This window comes from Abyssisolibacter fermentans (assembly GCF_001559865.1).
GTDB classification, from domain to species: Bacteria; Bacillota; Clostridia; order Tissierellales; family MCWD3; genus Abyssisolibacter; species Abyssisolibacter fermentans.
Genome location: NZ_LOHE01000090.1, coordinates 164672 through 189637, shown reverse-complemented (window position 1 = coordinate 189637; position 24966 = coordinate 164672). Strand labels below are relative to the sequence as shown.

Sequence of the window (24966 nt, the reverse complement as noted above, 5' to 3'; positions counted from 1 at the left end):
ATAGAGGAGACGAAAGGAGGCAATGAACATGAAAGCAAGAAGCAGGCGATTTGTAAAGGATAGTGATACTCAAAATTTTTGGCCTTCTTTTACAGATATGATTTCTACAATAGCGCTAATACTATTTTTTCTCATGATTTTGGCATACATACAAAATATAATTTCGGGTAGTAATCTTGAGTATGCAAAAAAACAGGTATTAGATAAAGAGAAAATGCTGGAAGCGTCAAATGCAGAAATTAGTAGGGCTGAAAGACAATTGAGATTATTGGAAGATAAAATAGATAAGGCGAGAGCAGAAGTTAAAAAGGGCGAGATAGCATTAAAGCTTTCTGAGGAAGAAGTAGAGCTTCAAAAAGAAATAATTGCTGAAAGTAACAAAGAACTTGGCAATTTAAGATCTAAGCTTCAAGGGGTTGCTTTCTTGAGAGTAGGAGTACTTAAAAAAGTTAAAGCATCTGTAGAAAACGAACTTGGAAGTACGAATGATGCTGGTGAGCAGCTTGTATCTATAGCTGACAATGGAAATATAGTTATAAACGAAGGCTTAGTATTTGATTATAACTCTTCAACAGTTAAAAAAGAAGGTAAAGAATTATTGGACAACCTTGCAAAGGCATTTGAAAATGTACTAGACGATTCAAGCGTAAGAGGCAATATAGATGCTATCAGTATCCAAGGACATACAGATACAGAGAGTTCAGCACAATACAACAGAGAACTTTCAGCTAAAAGAGCCACATCTGTATTGAATTATATAATGAGTTCAAATAAGAATTTAGAAAACAAATATGGTAGATATTTTGTCGCAAGTGCATATTCTGAATTTAGACCGATTAGTAAAGGTAATAGTAAAGAAGCTCATGCTAAAAACAGGAGAATAGAGATATCAATAATTCTAAAAGATTCAAATATACAAAACATAATATCTGAATACCTTGAAGATTCAATGAATGTATTTAAAGATATCTATGAAAACACAGATAATAATTAAGTCTTGTTCTATAGATTTAAAATAGAATTTTAAGAGGGGACAACTCAAAATATTTCTTTGAGTTGCCCCCTTTTTTGGTTGTTTAGTTAGTCACAGAACTCTATGCTGCTTATAAATTCCATTTTGCATGTTTAAAGCGACTCATTTTCCCCCATACAGTAGTTGTAAATATCACCAATATAGTTACTAGGGAACCATCTCATGTTTCTTTGAAAGCGTGACTTCAAGAGTTCGTTTCTTCATCGCTGCTAAGTAGAGAACCAAAATCTACGATTTTGAGTGAATCACTTACTGCTAGGAACGCAGTGAGTAGTGAGTTTCTTATCTACTAAAAGAAACGGGCTCTTGCCCAGCTGTCAAAGATTATGAGATGGGTCCCCTCGTCCAAAACTTGTGAGCTAACTCATTGTAAGTTATCCACATTTTTTTAATTTTAGTTTTGTAACTACCTATTTGGTTGTTACAAAATTATTGCATATCCATCATACCTTGAAAAGCTTCAAGCATGTTACCTGCAACAGCATTAGCAATATCATTATCAGCTTCGATTAACCATTTGCCGTCTTTTTGAACTAATTTAACTTCCAAATCTTTTGATATAGTTTCTATGTCTCCTTGTAGCTTTTCAATCATAGATTTTTCAATATCGGCTGTTATTTCTTCTTGGCTTTTTTCAGATGTATCATCTGCTGCCTGTGAAAAAGCCGCTACCATTGCTTCCTGCATAACTTCTAACATTACATTACCGATATTAGGAATGTCTAAGTTTACCTTTACAACAGCATTATCGTCATTAATCTCTTCGTCCTTTATTTCGAACTTGATTTTAGACATAGCTTTAATTATGATTTCAGTTTTTTCCTTGTCTTCGTCTTCATCAGCAACTTGTCCAATTCCATATTCCTCTGCATTAACAACGTACTCAGCTAATTTATCATAATTACCATTTTGCACACATTCAAAAAAAGCATTAACAGTACCTTTAGGCGAATTAGAATCAGATTCTCCACAGCTGCATAAAATCAAACACAGAATACATAAAACACTTAATAATTTTATCTTTTTCAAAAAATCCCTCCTCTACTGTATTTATTATACAGTAGACTATGATTATAAGCAAATTTATTTGGATATAATTACAAGATCACATAATTTTAAAATATTTCTTGACATAAGTATGTACAATAAAATATTATTATGATATATTGACTGACTAGTCAGTTTTGATAAAATAGTTTTGGAGGAGGAAGTTCCGTGAAAAAATATGTAATAGTTATATTAACAATATTATTAACTTTAACATTAATAACTGGATGTAGCAGTAGTAAAGAAAATGGTGAACAAAATCAAGAAGAAAAATATATACCAGTTGAGGTTAGTAGCTGTAAGCAAATGACCATATCAAATGAAATAACTGTAAATGGAAAGGTATATCCTGATAAGGATGTTATGATAATACCTAAAATAGTAGGTAAGGTTGTAAAAATTAATGTTGAAGTAGGACAGAATGTTCAAAAAGATGATGTATTGTTTACATTAGATAAAAGTGACATAGAAAAACAAGTAACTCAAGCTAAAACATCATTAGATTCTGCAAAGGTAAATTATGAAAGAACAAGAGAACAGGTGAAAAATGCAAAGGTATCCTTTGAAAGGACTAAACAGCTATATGAAGAAGGTGCTATATCAAAGGCTCAATATGAACAAGCAGAATTAGCAGCTTCGGACAAGAATATAGAAGCGGTAGAGGCAAGTGTCAATCAAGCACAAGTTGCTTATGACCAAACAGTAGATGCACTTAAAAACATAACCGTAAAAGCACCTATAAGCGGTACAATTGCAAGTGTAAATATAGATGAAGGTGAATATGCCACAACTGCACAGCCAGCTATAACAATAGTTGATGATTCGATTGTATCAGTTCAAGTTGATATAACAGAGGATATTGTTAATCAGATTTATAAAGATAAAGAAATATTAGTATCAATTAATGCAGCCGGATTAGAAAACATAAAAGGAAAGATATATGCAGTAAGTCCTTCAGCAGATGCAAGAACACAGCTTTATCCAGTGAAAATATTACTAAATAATGAAGCTGGGAAAATTAAAGCAGGTATGTTTGCAGCTGTGTCATTGAATATTGATATTAGAGAAAATACTTTGACAGTTCCAAGCGATGCTGTTATTAAAGAAGATAATATGGATGTTGTATATACCGTTAGTGATAATAAAGCTGTGCGAAATGAAGTTGAGTTGGGATTAGATAATGGAATACATGTTGAAATATTATCGGGTTTGAAGGTTGGTGACAAAGTAATAATCAAAGGTCAAAATTTTGTGCAAGAAGGATCAGTTATAAAAGTTGTAAGAGGTGAAAATTAATGGGTATATATAAATTTGCGGTTAAGAGACCTGTTACAATTATTATGATTGTCTTAATAGCCATTCTTTTAGGGGGAGTGTCTCTTACAAGGCTACCAATAGATTTATTGCCAGATTTTGAAGTGCCAATAGCTATAGTAATTACAAATTATTCAGGCGTTGGTCCACAGGAGATAGAAAAGCTAGTAACGAAGCCTATAGAAGAATCTATAGCTACTATGAATAATATAAAAGAAGTTACCTCCATATCGAGTGAGGGTAGTTCTATAGTTATAGCAGAGCTTAATTTTGGTACGGATATGGATTTTGCTGCGTTGGAAATGAGAGAAAAGGTTGACTTAATAAAAGGCTTTTTACCAGATGAAGCAGCTGAACCAATGGTTATGAAAATAGACCCAAATGCTATGCCTATAATGCAAGTTTCGCTGTATGGAAATAAAGATTTAGCATATTTGCAAAATTTCGCAGAAGATATAATAAAGCCAAGATTAGAGAGATTAGAAGGAGTTGCTTCTGTTGATGTAACTGGAGGACATGAAAAACAAGTTGAAATAGTATTGGATAAATCAAAGGCAGAAGGCTATGGTTTATCACAAGATTATGTTTCTAATGTTATTTCTGCTGAGAATCTTAATCTACCTGGTGGGGAAGTAGAAAAAGGAGATAAGAGACTTATAATTAGAACGATAGGTGAATTTACAAGTATTAATGAGATAAAGAACTTACCGATACCATTAAGAAACGGCGGAGTGGTCAAGTTAAAAGATGTTGCAGAGGTTGATTTTACTAGCAAGCGTACATCATCATTAAATAGGATGAATGGACTAAGAAGTATAAATCTTTCTTTGCAAAAGCAATCCGGGACAAATACTGTAAAAGTTGCAGATAAGGTTAATAATGAACTTAAAAAAATAAAAAATGAATATCAAAATATAAAAATAGAATCTGTAATAGATCAGTCACAATATATAAAAGCAGCTATAAATGGAGTAGTAAAAGACGCTTTATTTGGCGCATTATTAGCAATTATTATTTTATATATTTTCTTAAAAAATCTAAGAACAACTTTTATAATAGGAACATCTATACCTGTTTCAATAATTGTCACTTTTGTATTATTATATATGAGTGATATTACACTAAATCTAATGACATTAGGAGGTTTAGCGTTAGGTGTTGGAATGCTTGTTGATAATGCTATAGTTGTTTTAGAAAATATCTATAGATATAGACAAGATGGCTATTCTAGAGCAGAGGCTGCAATAAAAGGAGCTAAAGAAGTCGGAATGGCAGTAACTGCGTCTACATTAACAACTATTGCAGTGTTCTTGCCAATAGTCTATGTTGAAGGAATTACATCAACTATATTTAGAGAACTTGCATTAACGGTTACATTATCTTTAGTAGCATCTTTGGTTGTTTCATTAACTTTAATTCCAATGCTGTCATCTAAGATATTAAAAGTTAGCAAGAAAGAAGCTGGTGATTATAGTGAATACCTTAAGTTCAATGCAGTCTTATACAAGGCATTTGATAAAGTATATGAGAAGTTAGTTAAAAGGTATAAAAGACTATTATCATATTGTATTACGCATAGAAAGCTTTCGGTATTATTAGCATTAATAATATTTATAGGATCAATTTCTTCGCTAGTTACAGTAGGTGCTGAATTTTTCCCGGAATCTGACGAGGGACAGTTTAATATTAATGTAACTTTGCCAACAGGAGTTGAATTAGAAAAAACAACAGAAGTCGTGTCTGAAATAGAAAACATTTTAACCAACGTAAAGGACTTAAAGATTATTTATTCAGCTATTGGTTCAAATGGTGGCATGGGTATAACAAGTCAATCAGAGAATACAGCTACTATATTTGTAATGACAGAAGATCTTAACAAAAGAGATAGAGCTACTAGTGAAATAGCAGATGAAGTTAGGAATTTAGTAAAGGATATACCAGGTGCTGATATTGAAGTTAAAGTATCTTCGGCAATGATGGGTGGTGCATTTGGAGGAGCGCCAGTCAGCATAAGTGTTAAAGGTGATAATTTAGAAACATTAAAAGATATAGGCGAAGATATTAAAAATATAATTCAAGAGGTAGAAGGAACTATTGAAGTTACAAGTGATATGAGCGAAGGTATACCAGAGGTTCAAGTAGTTATAAACAGGCTTAATGCATCTAGCTATGGATTATCAGCAGGACAAATTGCTAATGCAGTTAAATCAACTGCCAAAGGTAAAATATCTACAAGGTATAAATACGAAGGAGACGAGATAGATGTTATAGTTAAGGGAAGTGGTGTATATACAGAAAGTATATCACAGTTAAAACACTTAAATATACAAACTCCAGCAGGAATTAGTATACCTTTAGGATTAGTTGCAGAAGTAGATATCAAAAGAGGTCCTATTTCTATTAATAGAGAAGGTCAAGCTAGAGTTGTTAAAATAACAGGCAGTATAATTGGAAGAGACCTTGGTAGTGTAGGAACAGATGTCAAAGAAAAACTTAGTAACTATGAGATGCCACAAGGTTATGTTTATGAGATAGAAGGTCAAAACAAGGAATTAGTTGATGCATTTAAAGATTTAGGATTAGCGTTAGTATTGGCGATATTACTTGTATATATGATACTGGCTTCACAGTTTGAATCACTATTACATCCGTTTGTAATAATGTTGTCAGTGCCTTTAGCATTTGCAGGAGGTGCATTAGGTTTATTTATTTCTCAAAGAGCTGTAAGTGTGCCTGCTATAATAGGTTTTATAATTTTAACAGGTATAGTTGTTAATGATTCTATTGTATTAGTAGATTATATTAATACAAGAAGAAGTGAGGGCGAGGATAGAGAAGCAGCTATATTAAATGCTGGACCAATTAGACTAAGACCTATACTAATGACTACATTTACGACAGTGTTAGGTTTAGTGCCTATAGCTATAGGTATAGGTGAAGGCTCAGAGGCTTTAGCACCTTTAGGTTCAGTAGTTATAGGTGGTATGTTACTTTCTACATTTTTAATACTTGTTTTTATACCTGTAGTGTATACTATATTTGATGATATAAAGGTTTTTTTAACTAGGAAAATAAAAGGAAAAAGTAATTAGTATGAAAGGATGAATCAAATGGCATCAAAAGTTGATAAGCGAAAGGCTATATTAGAATCTGCTTTAAAGAATTTTTCTAAAAATGGGTTTTATAAAGCTAAAATATATGATATTGCAAAAGATGCTGGTGTTGGTAAGGGAACAGTATATGAATATTTTGAGAGTAAAAAATCTCTATTTGAAAATCTAATAAAGGAAGGTACACATCAATATATAGAAGAGGCATTGGTAATACTTCAATCAAATAATGATTTTCATGATAAAATAAGAGAATTTTCAAAGTTTCATTGGAAATATATGTGCAAACACAGCTTTTTAATAAGAATAATGCAATCAGAAATAAATATGCCAAATGATTTATGCTCTAATATACATGATTCTAGGATTAAAGCATTAAATTTATTTAAAACAATTACTAAGGAAGCTATAGATAATGGTCAAATAAGAAGTGATGTTGATGCAGATATGGTATGTATGATACTAAATGGTTCGATAGCACAATACTTTATAAAGAAAATAATGGTAGATGATAATGAATTAAGTGAAGAAGAATTAGATAAATTTTTGGATATATTAATTAATGGTATAGGTTAGGGGTTTACAATTTATTATAAAAGTTATAAGCTTGTTATTGAGATAAGGTTTTAAATATTGTGTTTAGGGGGAAGGACAATGGAAAAAGCTATGATTAGATTAAGAATGAGTATGCATGATGCTCATTATGGTGGCAATCTAGTAGATGGAGCTAAGATGCTTCAGCTTTTTGGTGATGTTGCAACAGAACTACTTATAAGAAATGATGGAGATGAAGGTTTATTTGCTGGTTATGAAGATGTACAGTTTTTAGCACCTGTTTATGCAGGAGATTATATTGAAGCTGTAGGAACAATAACTAAAGTGGGTAACAGTTCTAGAAAAATGGAATTTGAAGCTAGGAAGGTTATAATTCCTAGACCTGATATAAATGATTCTGCTTGTGATGCATTAGATGAACCTATTATAGTTTGCAAAGCTGTAGGAACATGCGTAGTGCCAAAAGATAAGCAAAGAAAATAGGATTAACTAGCTAATTAATTTATTCTTTGGGGGGAATATTTTATGCAAAAACTTATAATAACAGCAGCTTTAACAGGAGCTGAAGTTACAAGAGAGCAACAACCTAATCTTCCTATTACACCACAGGAGATAGGGGAAGCTGCATATGAAGCGTATAAAGCAGGAGTTAGTATTGTTCATATTCATGCAAGAGATAAGGATGGAAAGCCTACTCAAGATTTTAATACTTATAAAGCTATAAAAGAAGAAGTAGAAAAAAGATGTCCAGTAATATTTCAACCTTCAACAGGTGGGGCAGTGTGGCACAGTCCAGAAGAACGATTACAACCTGTTGAGCTAAAACCAGAAATGGCTACTTTAAGTGCAGGAACATGTAATTTTGGTGCAGATGTATTTATGAATTCTCAAGACTATATGGAAAAGTTTGCTTTAAGAATGAAAGAGCTAGGTGTTAAACCAGAAATAGAAGTTTTTGAAAGAGGCATGATAAACAATGCTATCAGATTAGCTAAAAAAGGCTTAGTAAAAACACCAATGCACTTTGATTTCGTTATGGGAGTTCCAGGTGCAATACCTGGAGAATTGAGAGATTTATTATACTTAGTAGAAAGTATACCAGCTGGAAGTACTTGGACAGTTGCAGGAATAGGTAGATATGAATTACCGTTAGCAACAGCAAGTATAATGCTGGGAGGACATGTAAGAGTAGGATTTGAAGATAATATATATTATAAAAAAGGTGAGATTGCAAAATCCAATGCTCAGTTAGTAGAGAGAATAGCTCGATTAGCTAAAGAACTGGGCAGAGAGGTAGCAACACCAGATGAAGCAAGAGAAATACTAGGTTTAAAATAGGAATATACAATAGTTTGGAAAATATATCTAAATTAAAGTGTTTATAAAATATAATTTTAATAATATGGCTTTAATAGGCAGAAAAGAGGAAATTTCTGCTCAATTCCTTAGCAGGAATATTAGATTGATGCCAAATTGAAATTGGGGTTTCCAGCTTTAAAAAAGCAAGTGTTTAGTTATAACACTTGCTTTTGTTTGAATATATATTATAATATATGTGACAGATAAGTAAAAATCGTTAAATTTGCAGATAATATAATTATTAGCTTGGATTATCATTGAATAATATGCAGTGTAGTATTATTTTCTGTGAATAATCTGGGCACAAGGTAAAGGAGGAGTTACATTGTTAGTATCAGGATCAGATTTAATGAAACATGCACATGAGAACGGTTATGCAGTAGGAGCTTTTAATGTAAACAATATGGAGATAGTTCAAGCTATAATTGAAGCAGCTGAACAAACACAATCTCCAGTAATTATGCAGGCAAGCCAAGGAGGATTAAAATACGCAGGAGTTGAGTACATAGCAGAAATGGCTAAGGTAGCAGCTAGAAATGCATCAGTTCCAGTAGCGATACACTTAGACCACGGTACAGATTTTGTTCAAATTATGCAGTGCATTAGAAATGGATTTACATCAGTTATGATTGATGCTTCTAAACATGAATTAGACAAAAACATAGAAATAACAAAAAATATTGTTGAAATTGCCCATGCAGTAGGAGTTTCAGCAGAGGCTGAATTAGGAAAAATTGGTGGTACAGAAGACGATATAACAGTAGATGAAAGAGAAGCTACTTTTACAGACCCTGATGAAGCAGAGAGATTTGTAAAAGAAACAGGAGTAGACTTTTTAGCTATAGCTGTTGGAACAGCACATGGTCCTTATAAAGGAGAGCCTAAATTAGATTTTGATAGAATCAAGGTAATAAAAGAAAGATTAAATATTCCGCTAGTATTACATGGTTCTTCAGGAGTACCAGAGGATAGCATTAGGAAAGCTGTAAGCTTAGGAATAAACAAAATCAATATTGATACAGATATAAGAATGGCATTTAATAGAGCTGTTAGAAAGTTTGTAGAAGAAAATCCTGATGTATATGATCCAAGAAAAATTGTTGGAGCTGCAAGAAAGGAAATGACACAAGTAATAGCAGAAAAAATGAAGATGTTTGGATCAGAAGGCAAAGCTTGGAAATAAAAAAGGAGGCAAATTCTGATTATGAAGCTGTTTATTGATACTGCAAATATTGATGAAATTAAAGAGATTAATGAGTGGGGTGTAATTTGTGGAGTAACAACGAATCCATCATTAATTGCAAAAGAGGGAAGAGACTTCAAACAAGTAATTTCAGAAATAATCGAAATAGTTGATGGCCCTATAAGTGCAGAAGTAATAAGCTTAAAAAAAGATGATATGCTTACAGAAGCTGAGGAGCTTGCAAAAATTCATCCTAATATAGTAATTAAAATCCCTATGACAGATGAAGGGTTGAAGGCTGTAAAAGAATTGACTAAAAAAGGTATTAAAACAAATGTTACTTTAGTATTTTCAGCCGCGCAAGCGTTATTAGCAGCAAGAGCAGGTGCTACCTATGTAAGTCCCTTTGTTGGTAGAATGGACGACATTGGTAATGAGGGTTTAGATATTATTAGAGATATAGTAGATGTTTTTGATCTTCATGGTATTAAGACAGAAATAATAACAGCAAGTATTAGAACTCCAATGCATGTTATCAAAGCTGCAAAAGAAGGTGCACATATAGCAACTATACCATATAAGGTGTTCAAAGCTATGGTCAAGCATCCTTTAACAGACAATGGAATAGAACGTTTTTTGAAAGATTGGGAAAGTGTAAACAAATAATACTATGACTGTCTTGGGATGATTAGTTGATTATTTCAAGACAGTTTTTTACGTAAAAATGAAAAATAAAACAACATTTGACCATGAATATTTTCAAATCAATTATTACTTTATCAATTTTTATTTTAAGTACATTTCTAAAAAGAAGGATATAAAATTATTTCTTATTTTGATAATTGTTCTTAGCTAAATTTACTAACTCAAAAAATTTATTATTGTAAAAAATGATGCTAAATAGATGCATTTTATTAGAGTCATATTACAATAAATAGGTATTATAAAGTATTTTTTGAATAAACTTAGAGATAATATGGTTTATTACATAAAAAACTTTGGAGGGATTTTTATGGATAGAAATTTAGCTATTTCATTAGTTAGAGTTACAGAAACAGCTGCTTTGGCATCTGCTAAATATATGGGAAGAGGAGATAAGATTTCTGCTGACCAAGCTGCTGTAGATGGAATGAGAGCTGCTTTTGATATGGTTGATGTTAAAGGGACAGTTGTTATTGGTGAAGGTGAAAAAGACAAAGCACCTATGTTATACATAGGAGAAACTATAGGAGCAGCTAAAGAAGGTTCTTTAGAGGTTGATATAGCTGTAGACCCGTTAGATGGTACTACTCTTGTTGCAAAGGGATTGCCAAATGCTATAGCAGTTATAGCAATAGCACCAAAAGGATGTTTACTACATGCTCCTGATACTTATATGAAAAAAATAGCAGTAGGACCCAAAGCTGCAGGATGTATAGACATTGAAGCTTCAACTGAGGAAAATATTAAAGCAGTTGCAAAAGCTCTCAATAAAAACATTGGAGATTTGACTGTCATAGTTCAGGACAGACAAAGACATTACGATTTAATTAAAGAAATAAGAAGAGTTGGAGCTAGAATTAAACTATTTTCTGAAGGCGATGTTGCAGCATGTATTGCGACTGCCTTTGACAACACAGGAGTAGATATGTTGATGGGTATTGGTGGAGCACCGGAAGGTGTTTTAGCAGCAGCAGCTTTAAAATGCATGGGTGGAGAGTTTCAGAGTAAGCTTAATATTAGGTCAGATGAAGAATTGGAAAGATGTAGAGATTTAAATTTAACAGATGAAGATATAAATAAGGTACTAAGATTAGATGATCTTATTAAGGGTGATGATGTATTTTTTAGTGCTACTGGTATAAGTGATGGAGAATTATTAAAAGGTGTTATATATCAAGAGAATAATACAGCCTTAACAGAATCAATAGTAATGAGGTCAAAAACAGGTACAGTAAGATTTGTTAAAGCATATCATAAGCTTGACAAGAGTGATGTATTATCTGAACTTATGAATAAACATAAGTAAGATTAGGTATCACTTTAACATTTATCTAATTAATAATACATAGCTTTTTAGGATATTTACATAAAATTAAATAAATAAGATTATACAATATATACTAACTATTTTTTATAGATTTTGCTTGCATATTCAAATATAGAATAGTTATTAATAGGAAATTAGGCTTATTTTTCAAATAAGTGAGTGATTTAAAACCGAAGATTTTAGTTCTTTACTTATGTTTATATTTTATAATTTATGGATAAAATCATAACACAAGTGCTTTAGCAATTAATAATCTGGATTATATAAATTATCTCTAATTATTTATAACGCTTAATTAGTGAATTCGAAGGCATACCGAGTTGGAATACAAGCCACTCAATGGATATCTTATAATCAGAAGGAACATTATTGATGAATTTCCTATTCAGTTCCTTTATAGAATAAGTGATTAACACGAAATCAAGATTTGGGTTCACTACTCATAATTTTTCATGAATAATCTGGGATTATGTAATTGTTGACTAAATTAAGAGAAAGTGCTATGATGAAATTGATTGGCCTGTCTTTGAAAGCTTTTCTTTTAAAATCCTATTATTTAATATATATCTATGTTTTATATGTGGCTGTTTTGTGTTTTTTCGGAGGTGAAAATAAATTTGAATAGTAATGATGAACTTGGTAGTAAGAAACTAAATGAACTAAGAGAGATAGCAAAAGCTATAGGGCTAAAAGGATATACAAAATACAAAAAGAATGAACTACTAGAATTGATTATGCAGAAAAATACTGATAATGAAACTAAAAAAGAAGTAAAAAAAGTAGAGGTTAATAAAACTATAGATAAAGAAGAAACTAAACCGAAAAGAAGATATGATAATAATAAATCTAAGGAAGAGTATGAAAAAAAACGTATTGATACTAACAAGGCAGGTATACCTGAAAGATTATGTGATGAAATAAATAAAACTGGTGAAGTGAATACAGCTGATGGTATATTAGAGCTTCACACCGATGGATATGGTTTTTTAAGATGTCAAAACTACTTATCTAGTGAGAATGATATATATGTTTCCCCGTCTCAAATAAGAAGATTCAATTTAAAAACTGGTGACAAAGTGTTTGGTGTTACGAGACCACCAAAATCTAGTGAGAAATATAAAGCATTATTATATGTTAAAAAAATAAATGGTGAAGATCCGGAATTATGTAATAAAAGGCGAGATTTCGAAACGCTTACTCCTATATATCCAAATGAGAAAATGACACTAGAGACTTCTGCGAGGGAATTATCTACAAGAATAATTGATTTAATAGCACCAATAGGTAAAGGTCAAAGAGGTATGATAGTAGCACCTCCTAAAGCTGGTAAAACCATATTACTTAAAAAGATAGCAAATAGTATAGCTTCTAATCATCCTAACATAGAAATAATAATATTATTAATTGATGAACGACCAGAAGAAGTAACAGATATGCAAAGATCAGTCAAAGCAGATGTAGTTTATTCTACATTTGATGAAGTACCAAAACACCATACAAAAGTTGCAGAGATGGTACTAGAAAGAGCTAAACGTCTTGTTGAACATGGTAAGGATGTTGTAATTTTATTAGATAGTATTACGAGACTTGCAAGAGCGTATAACCTTACAATACCTCCTACTGGCAGAACATTATCAGGAGGTTTAGATCCTGGTGCTTTGCATAAGCCTAAAAGATTCTTTGGGGCAGCTAGAAATATTGAATTTGGTGGAAGTTTAACTATATTAGCTACTGCATTAATCGAAACAGGAAGTAGAATGGATGATGTGATTTTTGAAGAATTTAAAGGAACTGGTAATATGGAGGTTCATTTAGATAGAAAGTTATCTGAGAAAAGAATATTTCCTGCTATTGATATTAATAAATCTGGTACAAGAAGAGAAGATTTATTATTATCTTCAGAAGAACTTGCAACAATATGGAATATTAGAAAATCAATGAGCAATGCTTCTACTGCAGAAGTAACAGAAATGATGATAGACAAATTAATATCAACCAATAATAATAAAGAGTTTGTAAATATATTAAATAAAATGTAATAAATTGAGTGTAATTAAAACAGGAATTATTGTTGCATAGGATTTACTAATATGATATACTATATTAGTTGAAAAGTAGATACTCATAAATAAGCTTGGTATGTGAGAAAAGAGGTGATTTTGATGAAAAAAGGAATTCATCCAGAATATAAAAAAGTTAAAGTGCGTTGTGCATGCGGCAATGAATTTGAAACAGGTTCAGTAAAAGATAGCTTAAAGGTTGAAGTTTGTTCAGAGTGCCATCCATTCTATACAGGACGTCAAAAATTTGTAGATAAAGGTGGACGTGTTGATAAATTCAAGAAGAAATACGGCATGAAGTAATAGTATATTTATAAATTAGTTAATAACAGGTTAGAAGAAATAATCTTCTAACCTTTATTTTTAAGCAGAAAATCAAAATATACTGACAATGTTTAATAATTTTCTATAATAATTTGTGTTAACATAAATCTTATGATAAATAGAAAATTTGGAGGATATTTTTTATGAGCAAACTATATTTTAGATATGGAGCAATGAATTGTGGAAAATCTACGAATTTACTGCAAGTAGCACATAATTATGAAGAAAGAGGAATGAAAATCATATTGATAAAGCCTTGCATAGATACTAAAGGTGATGATAAGATTAGTTCCAGACTTGGAGTAGAAAGAAAGGTAGATTTATTGGCTACTAAAGAGGTTGATATTTATAACCATATTTTATTGTTAAATAAACAAGAAAACATTGACTGTATTTTAGTTGATGAAGCACAATTTTTCACCCAAGAACAAGCACAGCAGTTGTTTAATATAGCTGTAAAATTAAATATACCAACAATATGTTATGGATTAAGAACAGATTTTCAAATGAATGGTTTCCCAGGAAGTACAAGACTCTTAGAGTTAGCACATAGTATAGAAGAATTAAAAACAATATGTACTTGTGGAAAGAAAGCAATTTTTAATGGAAGAAAAATAAATGGTAAATTTGTTTTTAAAGGAGAGCAGATTGCTATTGATGATAATGATCTTATAGAATACCAATCTCTTTGTGCAAAATGTTATTATGAAAAGTTCGAAGAGTATAATAATTGTAATAAATAGGATAATGCTATATAATAATGTTATGAGTATTAAGATAAAGATATTTAAATCTTGTAATACTTAACCCTGATTATTCATATAACTTTGAAAAATATGCTGTAAGTTTTTGAATTAGAAGATTCCAGTGAATTCGAAGGCATACCAAGTAGGTATGTCGAGAATTTAATGGATAGCTTATAATCAGAAGGATGCAGTAGAGTATTTAATTTTCTATGAATAATCTGGGTTTATATTATTAACATTAGAAGGAGAAAAAATATGGGAAAACTAAAAGTTGATAGAAGTAAAATATATCAAAAAGTTGAACCTAAAAACGTTGGTGGTCAGGCTATTATTGAGGGCGTTATGATGAAAGGTAAAAATAGTGTTTCTGTAGCTGTAAGAAAGCCTGATGGTGAAATAGAAGTTGACAAAAGAAAGATAACACCAGTTACCGAAAAGTATAAATTTTTGGGGTTACCTTTTTTTAGAGGTTCAGTAGCTTTAATTGAGGCTATGATAATAGGAACAAAAGCATTGATGTACTCTGCTAAATTTTATGAGGAAGAAGATTATGAACCAAGCAAATTCGATAAGTTTTTGGAAAAGATATTTAAAGATAAAGTTGAAGATGTAATCATATATTTTTCTGTGTTCATATCATTGTTGATTTCCATAGGAATATTTATGTTAGGACCATCCTTTATAACTAATTTATTAAAAAGTAAAATAAATAACGCAATTGGACTTAATTTAATTGAAGGACTGATTAGAGTTATAATATTCCTAATATATATATTCTCTGTTTCAAAGCTTAAAGATATAAAAAGAGTTTTTGAATATCATGGTGCTGAACACAAAACAATACACTGCTATGAAAATAATGAAGAATTAACTGTTGATAATGCTAGAAAATATACAACACTGCACCCAAGATGTGGTACTAGTTTTTTATTTACTGTTATGATTATTAGTATTTTAGTTTTTTCATTATTTGGATGGCCAAACCCATTATTAAGGTTTATTTCTCGTATTGTGATGCTTCCTGTAATAGCAGGAATATCATATGAAATAAATAGATATACTGGAAAAAGTCAGTCGAAATTTGCTTTTATAGTTTCATATCCTGGCTTATTACTACAAAAAATAACTACAAATGAACCTGATGATTCTCAGCTTGAAGTAGGTATAGCAGCATTAAAAGGTGTAATAGAAGAAGAGGAACCTAATGTTGATAAGCATTAGAGATTTAATCAATGAAGGGGTAAAAAAATTAGAGACTGCTAAAATAGCAAGCCCTCTATTAGATGTACAACTGCTATTATGTCATGTATTAGAAGTTGATAAAGTATTTTTATACTGCCACATGAATGATACAATAGATTTACAAAAAGCTGAAGAATTTAATAAACTACTTGAAAAAAGATATAAAGGTTGTCCTCTTCAATATATAACTAATAAGCAGGAGTTTATGGGACTAGATTTTTATGTAGATGAAAATGTTTTGATACCCAGACCGGATACAGAAATATTAGTTGAAAAAATATTGGAGATTATGAAAGGTGAAAATTTTATTAAGAAACGCAGTATAAATATAGCTGACATAGGCTCAGGAAGTGGAGCGATAGGGCTAAGCTTAGCTAAATATGAAACAAGATGTAAAGTGCATAGTGTGGATATTAGTGAAAATGCTCTAAAGATAACAACGAGGAATAGTGAAAACTTAGAAGTTAAACAAAGAGTTAAGCTATACAAAGGTGACATGTTAAGCCCGTTGTTAAATAAAGAATTAGAAAAAAGCTTTGATATAATTGTTTCTAATCCCCCGTATATTCCATCTGATGAAATAGATTCTTTGCAGATAGAAGTTTCTAAATACGAACCTAGATTAGCATTAGATGGAGGATTAGATGGATTAGAATACTATAGAGAAATAATAACAGCTTCTCCTAAACTGTTAGCTAAAAACGGAGTGCTTGCATTTGAAATAGGATGGAATCAAGGAGAGGATTTGAAAAAATTATTGAAAGAGACTGGTGAATATAAAAATGTAGAAGTTATAAAAGATTTAGCAAATTTGGATAGGGTTGTAATAGCTGTATTAAACCCAGATTAATCATAGAAAATTATGAGCAGTGAACTAAAATCTATTATTTTATGTGAATCGCTTACTCCTATGAAGGAACTGAATAGGAGATTCATTAATATGTAGTCCTTCTGTTTATAAGATATCCATTAAATTCTTGATATACCAACTCGGTATGCCTTCGAATTCACTGAAATCTTCTAATTCAGAAGCTTACAGCATATTATATATAAAGTTATATGAATAATCAGGGTTAAATTAGAACTTTGTATTTATGAGAACATCGTATAATTAATAGTATATTTCCTGAGAATATGCTATAATATAAATTTAGATGATATAGGATTTTGAGGTGAAAATATGTTGGAAAAACTTAAATTTCTTTCGGAAAAGTATCAAGATTTAAATAAGAAAATAAGTGACCCAGAAATTATTAGCAATACAAAGCAGTGGCAAAAATATGTTAAAGAGCATGCTGAATTAGAGCCAATTGTTGCAAAGTATTCTGAGTATGAAGATGCAAATAAGCAATTAGATGATGCAAAAGAAATGTTAAAAGATAAATTAGAAGATGATTTCAAAGAAATGGTGAAACAAGAAGTTGTTGAACTTACTGAAAAAATAGAATCATTACAAGAAGAAATTAAATTAATGTTAATACCTAAAGACCCTAATGATGAGAAAAATGTTATACTTGAAATTAGAGCAGGTGCAGGTGGAGACGAAGCTGGTATTTTTGCTGGAGATTTATTTAGAATGTATACTAGATATGCAGAGAGGAATAGATGGAAGGTAGAAATGATGAACTCTAATGAGCAAGGAGTTGGAGGTTTTAAAGAAGTAATTGTGATGATTAAAGGTAAGGGAGCTTATAGCAGATTAAAGTTTGAAAGTGGTGTTCATAGGGTGCAAAGAATACCAGCAACTGAATCTGGTGGTAGAATACACACTTCTACTGCAACAGTAGCTGTTTTACCAGAAGTTGACGATGTAGAAATTGAAATTAAGCCTTCTGAAGTAAGAGTAGATGTATACAGATCTTCAGGCAATGGAGGACAAAGTGTTAATACAACTGACTCAGCAGTAAGACTTACTCATATACCTACGGGTATAGTTGTTGCAATGCAAGATGAAAAATCTCAGCTTAAAAATAAAGATAAAGCATTTAAGGTATTGAAAGCTAGATTATATGAAAAGTACCAATCTGAACAAAATGCAGAAATAGCACAAGCGAGAAAGAGCCAAGTTGGTACAGGAGATAGAAGTGCTAAGATTAGAACTTACAATTTCCCACAAGGTAGAATAAGTGATCACAGAATAAATATGACTATTTATAAACTTGATGCATTCTTAGATGGTGATATAGATGAAATGATAGATGCATTAATCACTACAGATCAAGCAGAAAAACTAAAAAGCGTAGAAAGATAAAATTGTTAAATATCTGTAATTACATTTGAAAAAAGATATATAAAGTAATATACTTAATATTGGGTGTTTTAAAGTGGTTTATTTAAAACCACTTTAAATTTTTTTGATGTAATTTACCTAAATTAATACTAATAGTTAGATTGTAATATGGAAAACTAAAAATGTAAATAATATTGCTATCGTCTAATGTGTTAAATAAGGTATAGCTTTAAGGGTTATTATTAGCATAAATAGGAGATGATTTAATTGGATGAAGGCGCATTATTCTTATTAGAAATTGGTCTAATATTGTTATTTGCAAATATTGGTGGTTACATTAGTAAAAAACTTGAACAACCAGCAGTTTTAGGGCAAATTCTTATAGGATTAATTATAGGACCCTCTGTCTTAAACCTTGTTTCTGCAACAGATTTTATCAATCATATGGCAGAGATAGGAGTTATTTTATTGATGTTTATAGCTGGTTTGGAAACGGACTTAGATGACTTGAAAGCATCAGGGCAATCATCAGCAATTATAGCTATTGGAGGAGTTATCTTTCCCTTTATATTTGGAATGGGGGTTGTTTACTTATTAAAAGCTAACTCAACTTTTCAAGAACAACTTTTTGTTGGTGTTATTTTGACAGCAACAAGTGTTAGTATAACTGTACAGGCATTAAGAGAATTAAATCGATTGAGAACCAAGCAAGGAATGGCAATACTTGGTGCTGCTATAATAGATGATGTAGTTGGTATAATATTGTTAGCAGTAGTTGTAAGCGCTATAAATCCTGCTGAAGGTACAAGTATACTTTTTGTTATACTTAAGATAATAGCATTTTTTGTTATTGCCTTAATACTTGGAATCGTTTTCTCAAAAACTATTACCAAATATTCAGACATCATGAGACGTGATGGCAGATTATTGACATCAGCTCTTATATTTTGTTTCTTTTTAGCTTTCATAGCTGAAGAAATGGGTGTAGCTGCAATAATAGGCGCATATATAACAGGAGTAATTTTCTCTACGACACCACACAGAAATAGAGTATCGCATGAAATACAAAATATAGCTTATGCATTGTTTACACCAATATTTTTTGTAAATATAGGGCTTAAAGTACAATTACACGGCATTGGTAATTCCATATTACTTAGCGTTGGAATAATATTAGCTGCTATATTTGGAAAAGTTATTGGATGTTTAATTGGTGCAAGAGTATCAAAATTTAATTTGAAAGAGTCTTTTCAAATAAGTATAGGTATGATACCAAGAGCGGAGGTAGCATTAATTGTTACAAGTTTAGGCTTAAAGCTTAAGGTTATAGGTCATGATATTTTTACATCAATAATCTTGTTAGTATTAGTATCAACAATTATTACACCAATACTTCTTAAAATTGTTTATAAAAATGATACAGTAGAAAATGATAAACTTGCTTAGAATATATTTCATATAATGCAAATAGTAAAATACAAAAAACCAGTCTTTAGGCTGGTTTTTTGAACATTAATATTATTAACAAATTTCAAATTTTTTTGTTTCATATTATCAAAGAATTTATAAGCTCAAAAAATTTATAATAATAAATCCAAAAAACAATCCAGTAGTTATTCCTAAAAAAGAACAAAATATTTTATTATTTTCTATAGATGCTGGGATCAAATCATTGCAAATTATATATAGCATAGCACCGCCAGCAAAAGAAAAACAAATAGACATTAACTCATCAGATATATTTCCTAAAAAAGAACCAATAAAAGCACCTACTCCTGTTGGTAAACCTGCAATTATACACAAACCAATTAATTTATAACCTGAAAAGCCACCAATTTTTAGAGGTGTTGCCATAGCTACTCCTTCAGGTATATTATGTATAATCATGATTAATACTATTGTTAATCCAATAGTAATGTTATTTGTCAAACTCGAACCTATAGCTATACCTTCAGGTAGATTATGCGTTCCAATAGCAATACTCATCAAGAAACCAACTTTAAGCAACTTATTTTTAAAGCCAATAGAATTGATTATTGTAGATGTGAGCTTAACAAACATAATTCCTATTACAACACCTATAATAGTATATTTACTACCACAAATATCAAAACTGTCAGGTAAAAGCTCGAATATTACAACGCTTAACATTAGACCGCCAGTAAAGCCAAAAAGAAAATTGTTTAATTTATGACTTGATTTGACTATTAATAGAGTTATTATTCCTCCCATTGTAGTACCAAGTACACCTACTAAAAAACCAATTAGTGTATTTACATATAGATATATCATATAAATCTCCCAACTAAAAACATATTAAATTAACTTATAAGTAAAATATTACATAAAAAATTTATAAAGAAATATAAAGGTAATATAGACCTAATAATTGTAATGATATATAATATATATTTAGTAATTAGGTAAAATATACATAAGTGATAAGAACGTGAGGTATAATGATGAATACAAAAATATTTAAAATAAATCCTGATAACCCTCAAGAGGATAAGCTTACAGAAGCAAGCGAAATTATAAAAAAGGGGGGAATAGTTGCTTTCCCAACAGAAACAGTTTATGGACTTGGAGCTAATGCCCTCAATGAAAATGCAGTATCAAAAATATTTGAAGCTAAGGGAAGACCATCAGATAACCCATTAATTGTTCATGTAGCTAATTTAGAACAAGTTGAAAAACTAGTAGAAGAAATACCACAAGAAGCATATAAAATCATGGAAAGCTTTTGGCCAGGTCCAATCACCATAATATTTAATAAAAGTAAAATTGTACCCGATAGTATTACTGCAGGGCTACCAACAGTAGCTATAAGAATGCCAAATCACAAGATTGCATTAGATCTTATAAATAAGAGTGAGTTACCCATAGCAGCACCTAGTGCTAACTTATCTGGAAAACCTAGTCCAACAACTTTTAAACATGTAAAAGAAGACTTGACTGGTAAAATAGATGCAATAATAGAGGGAGGCTTCACAGGTGTAGGATTGGAGTCTACTGTAGTTGATATAACAACTGGTATACCAACTATTCTAAGACCAGGTGGCATTACAAGAGAGGACTTAATGAACCTGTTTTCTGAGGTAAAGATGGATCCGGCGCTACATGATAGCAGTGCTATACCAAAATCACCTGGACAGAAGTATAAACATTATGCACCAAATGCAAAAGTATATGTAATACAAGGTATGGTTACAGATATTCAAAAAAGGATTGAGTTATTATACAATGAATATAGTTTACAAGGATTAAAGGTTGGCATAATGGCTACAAATCAAACTGAAAAATTATATGAGGGAAAACTAACAATAAATGTCGGCGATAGATTAAATCCAGAAACAATAGCTAGCAATTTATTTAAAGCACTGAGAAATTTTGATGATATGAAAGTAGATATTATATTAGCTGAAGCAATAGATGATGATGGAATAGGAGCAGCTATAATGAATAGATTGAACAAATCTGCAGGAGGCAATATTATAACTGCAAAGGAGGACTAAATATTGAAAAAAATTCTGTTTGTTTGTACAGGTAATACTTGTAGAAGTAGCATAGCAGAAGCGATACTAAAAGATATGTTACAGAAAAAAGGTTCTAAATATGAGCATATACATGTAGAATCAGCAGGTTTATGTGCAATTGACAATGATGTTGCGACTACTCAAGCTATATGTGTAATGAAGGAACAAGGCATAGACTTGTCAAATCATAAATCACAAAGACTTGATGTGGATAAAATAGAAGAAGCAGATTTAATATTGACAATGACACAGCATCATAAAGAAGCATTGTTAAAATTGACATCAAAGGCTAAAGGTAAAGTATTTACTTTAAAAGAATTTGCTCTAGAAAATGTCAAACATGATGAAATTTTAGATGAAATCAATAAGATATATACAAAAATTAACAATGCAAGAAAAAGGTTAATGCAAGAAAGAATAGGTGAAATAAAAGCCTTAAAGGACAAGCAAGAAAAACTATTATTACAAATTCAATCAATAGATAATGCAATAATAAAATGGGAGCAGGAAATAGAAGAAGAGTTAGAGGATGATAAAGCAAAGATAATAAAGCTTCGATCAAAGCTTTCAAAGCTGGATATAAGTGATCCATTTGGCTTGCCTGTAGATGACTATAGAATGAGTGCTGATGAGATAAGAAAGGCATTAGAAGCCATAATTGAAGGTGGAAAGCTTGATGAAATTTAAAGATAGCTGTAAATAAAAAATCAAATGAATACGAGTATTTTTATTATTTAAGCTCATAAGTTTTTGGTGAGGGGAACCATCTAACAATCTTTGACGGTTCCGACAAGAGCTCGTTTCTTTTGATTTAAGTAAAAGCGATGAAGAAACGAACTCTTGAAGTCACACTTTCAAAGAAACATTATATGTTTCCCTAGTGACTATATTGGTAGTTTTTACAATTAATCATAAAGGAAATTAAGTTGCTTCAATATATTTAAATATGCGTTTCATTAGGTGTAGATTTATGCAACTAGCTAATTAATAAATATAGAAGGGGAGGAATGGGTAATGAAAATAGCGTTAGGTAGTGATCATGGAGGGTTTGAATTAAAAGAGATTATAAAAGCACATCTTGAGGAAAAGGGCATAGAGGTAGTAGATTGTGGAACAAATTCTAGTGAGTCTGTAGATTATCCTGAGTTTGGATATAAAACAGCTAAAGCAATTATTGATGGAGTATGTGAAAGAGGTATTGTAGTTTGTGGAACAGGAATTGGAATATCTATTTCAGCAAATAAAGTTAAAGGGATAAGATGTGCATTATGTGGAGATTGTTATTCGGCAAGAATGTCAAGAGAGCATAATAATGCTAATATGTTAGCTTTAGGTGGTAGAGTTACAGGCAGAGATTTAGCACTTGAAATAGTTGATGTTTGGTGTCATACGGAGTTTCAAGGTGGAAGACATGAAAGAAGAGTAAATAAAATTAGTGACATAGAAGGCAATAATATGATATAATACAAGATTGAGTGTAGATTTTTTAAAGGAGGTTTTAATATTGGCAAAAGTTGTTGAAATGAATCATCCGTTAATTAAACATAAATTAACTATTATTAGAGATAAGAATACTGGTTCAAAGGAATTTAGAGAATTAGTAAAAGAAGTTTCTATGTTAATGGCATATGAAGTTACTAGAGATTTACATCTTGAGGAAATAGAAATAGAAACCCCTGTTTCTAAAACAAAATCACAAGTAATATCTGGTAAAAAATTAGGCTTAGTACCAATATTAAGAGCAGGATTAGGTATGGTAGAAGGTATGTTAAGCTTGTTACCAGCTGCTAGAGTTGGTCATGTTGGTTTATACAGAGACCCTGAAACTTTAAAGCCTGTAGAATATTACTGTAAGCTTCCAAGTGATGTTAATGAAAGAGAACTAATAGTACTTGATCCAATGTTAGCAACTGGCGGTTCAGCTAGTGCAGCAATAGGCTTTTTAAAAGATAGAGGAGCTGAAAGTATAAAACTAGTTTGTCTAATAGCTGCTCCTGAGGGAATAGAAGTTGTTAAAGAAGCACATCCTGATGTTGATATTTATGTTGCAAGTGTTGATGAAAAACTTAATGACCATGCATACATAATACCAGGTTTAGGTGATGCAGGAGATAGATTATTCGGAACAAAATAGTGTTAAAGGGCAAAAGCAGGAGCTTTTGCCTTTTAAGCAAATTTGGTTAAATTTCACATCATTATAAATAAAGTGGGGTGAATAAAATGAAGCGAAGAGACAAATATAATTATTATCTAGATATTGCTCAAACTGTATTAGAAAGGGGTACATGCCTTAGACGTAATTATGGTGCTATAATAGTAAAAAATGACGAGATTATAGCTACTGGTTATACAGGTGCACCTAGAGGAAGAAAAAATTGTACAGACTTAGGCTATTGCATAAGAGAAAAGCTTAATATACCAAGAGGACAAAACTATGAAAAATGTAGAAGCGTTCATGCTGAAGCAAACTGTATTATATCTGCAAGTAGAAGAGATATGCTTGGAGGAGATTTATACTTAGTAGGTAGAGATGTGCAAACAGGAGAATTTGTAAAGAACGCAAATTCATGTACTATGTGTAAAAGAATGATTATTAATGCAGGGATAAAGAAAGTTGTCATAAGAGATTCAAAAGATGAATTTAGGACTATAGATGTTGATGAATGGATTCAAAATGACGATTCACTTAGTGATACTATGGGTTATTAATGATGAAATTTTAATATAAATAGAGTTAGTTATGATAATAAAATTTAAAATATTTAACCTTGATTATTCATATAACGCTTAATTAATATGCTGTAATATTCTAAATAGAAGATTGTAGTGATTTCAAGGACATATTGAGTTGTACCTCATATTCATTCTCTAATATGAAACTCAATGATCATAATTTCTATGAATAATCTAGATATAAACGTATTAGAATTATATTTGAAGTTTTCCATCTTATTTCTTATGGAAGACTTTTTTATTAAAGAATTACTTTTATACATCAAGTAATAATATATACTGTAATAGTTTCTTTATAGGAGTGTGCAAAAAAACAAATATTGACATATTGTCCATAATATAAATGGACAATCTAGGCTTACTATTATTAAATTTTTATTACAATGATCTTCATAATTTAAGTATTTAAAGAAAAATAATTTTGTGAAGGTAGTAATATTGATATTACATTTAAAACAATTAAAT

General features: G+C 30.8%; 23 protein-coding genes. 21 read left to right on the top strand and 2 right to left on the bottom strand.

Annotation, left to right across the window (positions count from 1 at the left end):
* Nucleotides 1-28: 28 nt before the first annotated feature.
* Nucleotides 29-994, top strand: a complete 966-nt coding sequence (locus AYC61_RS17995) for an OmpA family protein (protein ID WP_066506181.1) — start codon at nt 29-31, stop codon at nt 992-994.
* Between the two features lie 468 nt (nt 995-1462).
* Here AYC61_RS17995 and AYC61_RS17990 read toward each other — a convergent pair whose 3' ends face one another.
* Entirely contained in the window at nt 1463-2062 is a 600-nt protein-coding gene (locus AYC61_RS17990) for a nuclear transport factor 2 family protein (protein ID WP_066506172.1), read from the bottom strand.
* 186 nt (nt 2063-2248) lie between these two features.
* Between AYC61_RS17990 and AYC61_RS17985 the strand changes: the two genes are divergently transcribed.
* From AYC61_RS17985 to AYC61_RS17915, 15 genes are all read left to right on the top strand, one after another.
* Nucleotides 2249-3376, top strand: coding sequence for an efflux RND transporter periplasmic adaptor subunit (locus AYC61_RS17985; RefSeq protein WP_066506164.1), 1128 nt, complete (start codon nt 2249-2251; stop codon nt 3374-3376).
* Nucleotides 3376-6486, top strand: a complete 3111-nt coding sequence (locus AYC61_RS17980) for an efflux RND transporter permease subunit (RefSeq protein WP_066506151.1) — start codon at nt 3376-3378, stop codon at nt 6484-6486. Before AYC61_RS17985 ends, AYC61_RS17980 begins: the two co-directional genes overlap by 1 nt.
* A gap of 18 nt (nt 6487-6504) precedes the next feature.
* Nucleotides 6505-7080 (top strand): TetR/AcrR family transcriptional regulator, encoded by a 576-nt coding sequence (locus tag AYC61_RS17975; RefSeq protein WP_066506143.1) that lies wholly within the window; start codon nt 6505-6507, stop codon nt 7078-7080.
* A gap of 78 nt (nt 7081-7158) precedes the next feature.
* Complete coding sequence (gene kal / locus AYC61_RS17970; protein WP_066506139.1) at nt 7159-7542, top strand: 3-aminobutyryl-CoA ammonia lyase; 384 nt, start codon at nt 7159-7161, stop codon at nt 7540-7542.
* Between the two features lie 42 nt (nt 7543-7584).
* On the top strand, nt 7585-8397 hold the full coding sequence (kce, locus tag AYC61_RS17965; protein ID WP_066506137.1) for a 3-keto-5-aminohexanoate cleavage enzyme: 813 nt from the start codon (nt 7585-7587) through the stop codon (nt 8395-8397).
* Between the two features lie 346 nt (nt 8398-8743).
* Nucleotides 8744-9601: a class II fructose-1,6-bisphosphate aldolase gene (locus AYC61_RS17960; protein WP_066506135.1), complete on the top strand. Its 858-nt coding sequence runs from the start codon at nt 8744-8746 to the stop codon at nt 9599-9601.
* 21 nt (nt 9602-9622) lie between these two features.
* Nucleotides 9623-10267, top strand: coding sequence for a fructose-6-phosphate aldolase (gene fsa, locus AYC61_RS17955; protein ID WP_066506130.1), 645 nt, complete (start codon nt 9623-9625; stop codon nt 10265-10267).
* 346 nt (nt 10268-10613) lie between these two features.
* The gene (gene glpX / locus AYC61_RS17950) at nt 10614-11609 is read left to right on the top strand and encodes a class II fructose-bisphosphatase (protein ID WP_066506126.1); all 996 of its coding nucleotides are present in this window, start codon (nt 10614-10616) and stop codon (nt 11607-11609) included.
* A gap of 599 nt (nt 11610-12208) precedes the next feature.
* Nucleotides 12209-13669, top strand: coding sequence for a transcription termination factor Rho (gene rho / locus AYC61_RS17945; RefSeq protein WP_066506123.1), 1461 nt, complete (start codon nt 12209-12211; stop codon nt 13667-13669).
* Nucleotides 13670-13792: 123 nt separating this feature from the next.
* Nucleotides 13793-13993 (top strand): 50S ribosomal protein L31, encoded by a 201-nt coding sequence (gene rpmE, locus AYC61_RS17940; protein WP_066506121.1) that lies wholly within the window; start codon nt 13793-13795, stop codon nt 13991-13993.
* A 164-nt stretch (nt 13994-14157) separates the two neighbouring features.
* Nucleotides 14158-14757, top strand: a complete 600-nt coding sequence (locus tag AYC61_RS17935) for a thymidine kinase (protein WP_066506119.1) — start codon at nt 14158-14160, stop codon at nt 14755-14757.
* Nucleotides 14758-15015: 258 nt separating this feature from the next.
* A complete protein-coding gene (locus AYC61_RS17930; protein WP_066506116.1) occupies nt 15016-15981 on the top strand; it encodes a DUF1385 domain-containing protein in 966 nt (321 codons plus the stop codon).
* The gene (gene prmC, locus AYC61_RS17925) at nt 15965-16852 is read left to right on the top strand and encodes a peptide chain release factor N(5)-glutamine methyltransferase (RefSeq protein ID WP_066506113.1); all 888 of its coding nucleotides are present in this window, start codon (nt 15965-15967) and stop codon (nt 16850-16852) included. Before AYC61_RS17930 ends, prmC begins: the two co-directional genes overlap by 17 nt.
* 330 nt (nt 16853-17182) lie before the next feature.
* Complete coding sequence (prfA, locus tag AYC61_RS17920; RefSeq protein WP_066506111.1) at nt 17183-18253, top strand: peptide chain release factor 1; 1071 nt, start codon at nt 17183-17185, stop codon at nt 18251-18253.
* Between the two features lie 246 nt (nt 18254-18499).
* Entirely contained in the window at nt 18500-19678 is a 1179-nt protein-coding gene (locus tag AYC61_RS17915; protein ID WP_066506109.1) for a cation:proton antiporter, read from the top strand.
* A 117-nt stretch (nt 19679-19795) separates the two neighbouring features.
* Here the strand turns inward: AYC61_RS17915 and AYC61_RS17910 are convergent, their stop codons facing one another.
* Nucleotides 19796-20524 (bottom strand): ZIP family metal transporter, encoded by a 729-nt coding sequence (locus tag AYC61_RS17910; RefSeq protein WP_066506106.1) that lies wholly within the window; start codon nt 20522-20524, stop codon nt 19796-19798.
* A gap of 170 nt (nt 20525-20694) precedes the next feature.
* Here AYC61_RS17910 and AYC61_RS17905 point away from each other — a divergent pair, with 170 nt between their 5' ends.
* The 5 genes from AYC61_RS17905 (at nt 20695) to AYC61_RS17885 (ending at nt 24477) form a co-directional block, all read left to right on the top strand.
* On the top strand, nt 20695-21747 hold the full coding sequence (locus tag AYC61_RS17905) for an L-threonylcarbamoyladenylate synthase (protein ID WP_066506101.1): 1053 nt from the start codon (nt 20695-20697) through the stop codon (nt 21745-21747).
* 3 nt (nt 21748-21750) lie between these two features.
* The gene (locus AYC61_RS17900; RefSeq protein WP_066506097.1) at nt 21751-22455 is read left to right on the top strand and encodes a low molecular weight protein arginine phosphatase; all 705 of its coding nucleotides are present in this window, start codon (nt 21751-21753) and stop codon (nt 22453-22455) included.
* 327 nt (nt 22456-22782) lie between these two features.
* A complete protein-coding gene (rpiB, locus tag AYC61_RS17895) occupies nt 22783-23232 on the top strand; it encodes a ribose 5-phosphate isomerase B (protein WP_066506086.1) in 450 nt (149 codons plus the stop codon).
* 58 nt (nt 23233-23290) lie between these two features.
* Nucleotides 23291-23902 (top strand): uracil phosphoribosyltransferase, encoded by a 612-nt coding sequence (gene upp / locus AYC61_RS17890; RefSeq protein ID WP_420806818.1) that lies wholly within the window; start codon nt 23291-23293, stop codon nt 23900-23902.
* 86 nt (nt 23903-23988) lie between these two features.
* Nucleotides 23989-24477, top strand: a complete 489-nt coding sequence (locus AYC61_RS17885; protein WP_066506074.1) for a deoxycytidylate deaminase — start codon at nt 23989-23991, stop codon at nt 24475-24477.
* Nucleotides 24478-24966 lie beyond the last annotated feature (489 nt).

Excerpts from the sequence above, each read along its gene's own strand:
- rpmE (WP_066506121.1), top strand. The coding sequence starts at position 13,793 with ATGAAAAAAGGAATTCATCCAGAATATAAAAAAGTTAAAGTGCGTTGT.
- AYC61_RS17910 (WP_066506106.1), bottom strand. The coding sequence starts at position 20,524 with ATGATATATCTATATGTAAATACACTAATTGGTTTTTTAGTAGGTGTA.
- kce (WP_066506137.1), top strand. The coding sequence starts at position 7,585 with ATGCAAAAACTTATAATAACAGCAGCTTTAACAGGAGCTGAAGTTACA.
- AYC61_RS17980 (WP_066506151.1), top strand. The coding sequence starts at position 3,376 with ATGGGTATATATAAATTTGCGGTTAAGAGACCTGTTACAATTATTATG.
- kal (WP_066506139.1), top strand. The coding sequence starts at position 7,159 with ATGGAAAAAGCTATGATTAGATTAAGAATGAGTATGCATGATGCTCAT.
- fsa (WP_066506130.1), top strand. The coding sequence starts at position 9,623 with ATGAAGCTGTTTATTGATACTGCAAATATTGATGAAATTAAAGAGATT.
- upp (WP_420806818.1), top strand. The coding sequence starts at position 23,291 with ATGAATCATCCGTTAATTAAACATAAATTAACTATTATTAGAGATAAG.
- AYC61_RS17995 (WP_066506181.1), top strand. The coding sequence starts at position 29 with ATGAAAGCAAGAAGCAGGCGATTTGTAAAGGATAGTGATACTCAAAAT.
- glpX (WP_066506126.1), top strand. The coding sequence starts at position 10,614 with ATGGATAGAAATTTAGCTATTTCATTAGTTAGAGTTACAGAAACAGCT.
- rpiB (WP_066506086.1), top strand. The coding sequence starts at position 22,783 with ATGAAAATAGCGTTAGGTAGTGATCATGGAGGGTTTGAATTAAAAGAG.
- AYC61_RS17935 (WP_066506119.1), top strand. The coding sequence starts at position 14,158 with ATGAGCAAACTATATTTTAGATATGGAGCAATGAATTGTGGAAAATCT.
- prmC (WP_066506113.1), top strand. The coding sequence starts at position 15,965 with ATGTTGATAAGCATTAGAGATTTAATCAATGAAGGGGTAAAAAAATTA.
- prfA (WP_066506111.1), top strand. The coding sequence starts at position 17,183 with ATGTTGGAAAAACTTAAATTTCTTTCGGAAAAGTATCAAGATTTAAAT.
- AYC61_RS17905 (WP_066506101.1), top strand. The coding sequence starts at position 20,695 with ATGAATACAAAAATATTTAAAATAAATCCTGATAACCCTCAAGAGGAT.
- AYC61_RS17885 (WP_066506074.1), top strand. The coding sequence starts at position 23,989 with ATGAAGCGAAGAGACAAATATAATTATTATCTAGATATTGCTCAAACT.
- AYC61_RS17930 (WP_066506116.1), top strand. The coding sequence starts at position 15,016 with ATGGGAAAACTAAAAGTTGATAGAAGTAAAATATATCAAAAAGTTGAA.
- rho (WP_066506123.1), top strand. The coding sequence starts at position 12,209 with ATGTGGCTGTTTTGTGTTTTTTCGGAGGTGAAAATAAATTTGAATAGT.
- AYC61_RS17975 (WP_066506143.1), top strand. The coding sequence starts at position 6,505 with ATGGCATCAAAAGTTGATAAGCGAAAGGCTATATTAGAATCTGCTTTA.